At 61.3% G+C, this 5,525-nt stretch carries 5 protein-coding genes; 3 read left to right on the forward strand and 2 right to left on the reverse strand.

All coding sequences use genetic code 11. The features are described 5' to 3' along the window. Together Q0M35_RS16950 and Q0M35_RS16955 are read right to left on the reverse strand one after the other, a co-directional pair. Positions 1-650 (reverse strand): class I tRNA ligase family protein (locus tag Q0M35_RS16950; RefSeq protein WP_295317445.1); only part of this gene is annotated, 650 nt, incomplete at its 3' end. Between the two features lie 161 nt (positions 651-811). Beyond that, positions 812-1,423: an HD domain-containing protein gene (locus tag Q0M35_RS16955; RefSeq protein ID WP_295317446.1), complete on the reverse strand. Its 612-nt coding sequence runs from the start codon at positions 1,421-1,423 to the stop codon at positions 812-814. Between the two features lie 404 nt (positions 1,424-1,827). On the opposite strand from Q0M35_RS16955, the gene Q0M35_RS16960 reads away from it, so the two are divergent. The 3 genes from Q0M35_RS16960 to Q0M35_RS16970 all read left to right on the forward strand — a co-directional run. Further along, a complete protein-coding gene (locus Q0M35_RS16960) occupies positions 1,828-4,125 on the forward strand; it encodes a xanthine dehydrogenase family protein molybdopterin-binding subunit (RefSeq protein ID WP_295317447.1) in 2,298 nt (765 codons plus the stop codon). Continuing rightward, positions 4,103-5,182, forward strand: a complete 1,080-nt coding sequence (locus Q0M35_RS16965; RefSeq protein WP_295317448.1) for a DUF2235 domain-containing protein — start codon at positions 4,103-4,105, stop codon at positions 5,180-5,182. Before Q0M35_RS16960 ends, Q0M35_RS16965 begins: the two co-directional genes overlap by 23 nt. A 68-nt stretch (positions 5,183-5,250) precedes the next feature. Beyond that, a partial coding sequence (locus Q0M35_RS16970) for a hypothetical protein (protein ID WP_295317449.1) occupies positions 5,251-5,525 on the forward strand: 275 nt, incomplete at its 3' end.

Raw genomic sequence — 5,525 nt, forward strand, 5'->3', positions numbered from 1 at the left:
GGGTATTTAAAGTGCCACATAAAGCCGTCGGTTTCGATGTTCTCGACCTCAAGATCGGAGATCGCCGTCTCGAACTGCGGGTCCCAGTTCACGAGGCGCTTGCCGCGGTAAATCAGGCCCTTGTTATACATATCGACAAAGACCTTGATCACCGCGTCGTGGAAATCGGGCCCCTGGCCTGTCTCGGGGTCCCCTGGTGCTCCACCCATGGTGAAAGCCTCGCGCGACCAGTCACAGGAGGCCCCCAGACGTTTGAGCTGTCCGATGATGGTGCCGCGGGATTTTACCTTTTGCTCCCAGACGCGGGCGAGGAATTTCTCGCGGCCCATCTCGGCACGTGTGGGCTCACCGTTGGCGGCCATTTCGCGTTCGGTCACCATCTGCGTGGCGATGCCGGCGTGGTCGGTTCCGGGCTGCCAGAGAACGTCGAAACCGCGCATCCGGTGCCAGCGCGTCAGGATGTCCTGCAGGGTGTTGTTAAAAGCGTGCCCCATATGCAGAGAACCTGTCACATTGGGCGGCGGGATCATGATGGAGAAAGTGTCAGTCCGTGAGGCATTGGCCCCGGCTGCGAAGGCGCCGGCCTTTTCCCAGGCGGCATAGAGGCGGTCTTCGGCCTCTTTTGCGTCAAATGTTTTGTCCAGCGCCATGATCGCACCCTCATCTACATGTTGAGCGCTGATCTAGCCGAGCAGAACGCAAAGGGAAAGGTCGCGTATCGCGTTTTCGGTATTGCGCCGGGCGCGGCGGAGCCGGGCAGCCTCCGGCAGGCCTCGATGGCCGGTCGGAGGCTTGCCCTGCCACCTGCGCCTCAGCCGGCGACGAGCGGCACCCGTACACCGGGGCGCAGCACGTCCGGGTCCCAGGGCGTTCTGGCGAAAATCTCCCCGACCCGGGCTGCAAAATGCTCAAGTGGCAGCGTGTCATACCCCGGATCAAAGCTTGCCTGATCCCAGCGCTCGCAGAATTCCGCACAGTCGTGGAAATACACATGCCCTTCGTAAGCGTCGCGCTTGTCGGGATTGCCGCCGACATGATGCCCGTAATAGATCATCTGGAAATCGCCGTGCTTTTCCACCACCCAGGCGCATTGCTCGCGCACAAATGGCCGAAGGATCGTCGCCGCATATTCGTCGTGATTATAAGGCGCAAAGATATCGCCGATGTCGTGCAGCAGCGCCGAGACGATCCAGTCGGTATCCGCCCCGTCGCGCTCGGCGCGCGTGGCCGATTGCAGCGAGTGGCCCAGACGCGTGATCTGATAGCCCGACAGGCTCTCATCAAGGCTCACCAGCGCTTTCAGAAGCCGCGATGCCGTGCCCTTGGAATATTCAACTTCGTGTTCAGTCAGAAAGGCGTAATCTTCCGCCGTGCCGTCTTTCATCTGCGTGAAGCTCACGTGGCCGGTTTTCGCGTCGCTCATGTGCAGACCCCTCTCGCAACTGGCAGACCCCGCCAAAGTGACTTTCGTCCGGGCTGCACGGCTTACACCCTAGTTTGCGAGTGCGGCGGGCGTAAAGAGCCCTTCGGGTGCATCAGTTGACGGAAAGCAGCCTGCGCGGCCGGTGCCGGGTCCTCATCGAAGGTTATCCACGCGTCCGGGGAAAAACCCCCGCCTGAATAATGACATCCGACCTGGCCGGGGGTGAAATGTCGTCAGTTCCGTCGTAACGCAAGTCCTGCCGCAGGTAGGCACTGACCATTATGCAGTCGGTCTGTTCCGGTTTCACCATCGCTCCGCTTTTGAGTGCCCGGCGGACTGGACAAGGGCTGGTGCCAGGCTACTGTTCGCTGCACAGTCTTCTCCCCCTGAAAAGGATCTCTTCCATGGACAAATTCGGCAAATCGCAGCCTGTCAAACGGGTTGAAGACGTTCGGTTTCTGACCGGTCAGGGCCGCTATGTGGATGATATTGCCCCACAGGGTACATTGCGGGGCGTCGTATTCCGCGCACCGGTTGCGCATGGCGTGATCACCGGCCTTGATGTGAGTGCCGCGCGTGAGGCAAAGGGCGTGCGCGCCGTATATACCGTGGACGATCTTGAAGCGGCAGGGCTCAACATCAACATGAACGCGACCGTTGTGAAAAATCGCGATGGTACAGACGGGGCAGCCCCCAGGCGCCCGGTTCTTGCCAAAGAACGGATGCGTTTTGTCGGGGAGCCTGTGGCCTTTGTGGTGGCCGACAGCATGGAGAACGCCCGGGATGCCGCAGAGCTCATTGAGCTTGAGTATGATGATCTTGACGTCAAAACCGATCTCGGGCCCGGCGGACCGCTGGTGCACCCCGAGGCACCGGAAAACCGCGCCTTTGACTGGGGCATGGGCGATGAAGCGGCCACCGAGGCGGCCTTTGCCAAAGCCGCCCGACGCGTCTCGCTGGACGTCGGTGACAACCGCATCATCTGCAACGCGATGGAGCCGCGCGGATGTCTGGCAGAATGGGACGGAAGCCGTCTGCATGTGGCACTGGGCGCGCAGGGCGTCTGGGCGCATAAGGCGCAGATCGCGCAGGCCCTGAACCTCGATCCGGAAGCGGTACATGTGACAATTCCGGACGTGGGCGGCGGGTTCGGCATGAAGGCCTTTGCCTATCCGGAGTATTTTCTCTGCGCCCATGCGACGCGCGACCTCGGGACACCGGTCGCCTGGATGTCGGACCGCACCGAAGCGATGCTGAGCGACAACGGCGGACGCGATCTGACTTCGCTGGCGGAATTTGCGTTCGACGAAAATAACAAAATCACCGCCTATCGGGTGCGCACCAAATGCAACCTCGGCGCCTATAATTCGCAGTTTGGTCAGCCCATCCAGACGCAGCTTTTCAGCCGGGTGCTGATGGGGTGCTATGATGTGCAGACCACCTGGCTGCAGGTCGAAGGTTATTACACCAACACGGTGCAGATCGACGCCTATCGGGGGGCGGGGAGACCTGAGGCGATTTATGTGCTGGAGCGGCTGATGGACCGTGCCGCGCGCGAGCTTGGCGTGGACCCTTTTGAACTGCGCCGGATCAATTTCATCAAACCGGACCAGTTTCCTTATGACACGGCTACAGGGGAGACCTATGACGTGGGCGATTTCGCGCGTGTGATGGCGCGGGGGGCGGCGGAAGCGGATGTTGCAGGCTTTGACGCGCGCCGTGCCGAAGATGCCGGGAAGGGTCTGATGCGCGGCATTGGCATCTGTTACTATATTGAAAGTATTTTGGGCGATCCTTCGGAAGGCGCGCGTGTTGCGTTCAATGAGGATGGTACTGTGACGATCTTTGTCGGCACACAGAGCACAGGTCAGGGGCACGAGACGGTCTATGCCGGTTTCCTGTCGGATCAGACGGGTATTCCCGCTGACCTCATTGAAGTTGTGCAGGGTGACAGCGACCGGATTGCCAAAGGCGGCGGCACCGGGGGGTCGCGGTCCGTGACCGTGCAGAACAACGCGACACTGGCTGCCGTGGATGTGATGACGGAAGCCTTCAAGGCCTTTCTTGCCGATGAAATGGGGGTGCCGGCCGCTGAGATCAGCTTTGATGACGAGCGGTTCCGGGCGGAGGGCTCGAACCTGACGCCGACGATGCTGGAGGTTGCTGAAATGGCCCGCGCGGCCGGCCGCGAGGACCTGCTGAGCCATGAGGCCCGCGCAAAACTGCCCGCGCGCAGCTTTCCCAACGGTTGCCATATTTCTGAGGTAGTGATTGATCCCGAAACCGGAGTGACCACTGTGGACCGCTATTGCGTCGTTGACGATTTTGGCAACCTTATCAACCCGATGCTGGCCGAAGGCCAGGTGCATGGCGGGGTTGTTCAGGGCATCGGGCAGGCGATCACCGAGCAGGTTGTGTACGACACCGAAGGACAATTGCTCACGGCATCGTTTATGGATTACGCCTTGCCGCGGGCGGGCGACATTCCCCATATAAGTTTCACCTCCGAGCCGGTACCTTCGACCGCCAATATCATGGGTATGAAGGGCTGTGGCGAGGCAGGCACCGTCGGTGCGCTGGCTGCTGTCGCCAATGCGGTACAGGATGCACTCTGGGAGCGGGGCGTGCGGCAGGCAGACATGCCCTTCACCCCTCATAACGTCTGGGAGCTGATCAGAAGTGAGGACATCGCAGCGCAATAAGGGCCTGCTTGGCTGGCTGCGGGGCAGGATATGGCGCCGTCCGGCCAGCGATTTTGCGCCGCGCCGCGGGACTGTCACCCATGTGATCATTCTCGACGGAACGATGTCCTCGCTGGAGCCCGGGTATGAAACGCACGCCGGGATTACCTATAAGCTGATGCGCGAGACGGGCGGTCGGGTCTCCATCTATTATGAGCCGGGGCTGCAATGGAGCAACTGGCGCACGGCGATGGATGTGTTCGCAGGGCGTGGCATCAACCGCCAGATCCGCCGCGCCTATGGTTATCTCGCGTCGCGCTACCAGCCCGGCGACCGGATTTTCCTGATGGGCTATTCGCGCGGCGCCTATGCGGTGCGCAGTCTTGCCGGCATCATCGATCTGGTGGGATTACTGCGTGCCGAAGAGGCAACCGAGCGCAATATCCGCGAGATTTACCGCCACTATGAAAACGATCCTGGCACTGACGCCGCGCGGGCCTTTTCGGGTGCGAGGTGTCACGACACGGTTGTAATTGAGATGATAGGAGTGTGGGACACGGTCAAATCGCTGGGGCTTAACCTGCCGTTTCTCTGGCGGCTGAGCGTCAAGAAGCACGATTTTCACAACCACGCGCTCAGCCACAATGTCAGGGCCGGATTCCATGCGCTGGCCATGGATGAGACACGCGTGGCTTATGCGCCGGTGCTCTGGTCAACGCCTGAAGGCTTCGGCGGCAGGGTCGAGCAGATGTGGTTTGCGGGCACCCATGGCGACATCGGTGGACAGCTTGGCGGGTATGAGGCGGCACGCCCGCTGGCCAATATCCCGCTGGTGTGGCTGCTGGGCCGGGCGCAGGCCAGCGGCCTGCCGCTGCCCGAAGGCTGGATGCAGCGGTTTCCGCAGGATCCGACAGCGCCCATGCTGGGCACTTTCCGGGGCCACGGCAAATGGCTGGTGTCACGCCGCAAACGGATCCGGATGCAGGACAGTTCAGAGCGGGTTCACGAAAGCGTCGGCCTGCGCGCGGCGTCGCGGCCTGCGGCAAACCGCTGGATTCAGACGGGCAAAACTGTCTGACGCGACGGGTCAGAATTTTGCCGTTTTGATGTGATACAAACGGTCCGGCGCTTGAAACGGAGGCCCCGGTGAACCGAATGTCATTTCTGGCTGGTGTAGTCCTGAGCAGCGCAGCGCCCCTGTCTGCAGGTCAGCCCATCAGTGAAAGTATGGTGCAGTGCGGCGCGCTTTACTCGGTTGCAGCAGGCTGGGTCGACCAGAATGGCACCCGCGACAAGCTGAGGGATGCGGCTGAGGCCTGGGCAGTATCGGCTGAAGCGCGCGCCGCGACCGAAGGGCGAAGCGATCCTGCGGGATATGTCGAAAGCCTGTGGCCGGTCAAATGCAGCGCATGGTCCGCAAA

It is taken from the genome of Roseobacter sp. (assembly GCF_024639605.1).
Lineage (GTDB): Bacteria > Pseudomonadota > Alphaproteobacteria > Rhodobacterales > Rhodobacteraceae > Roseobacter.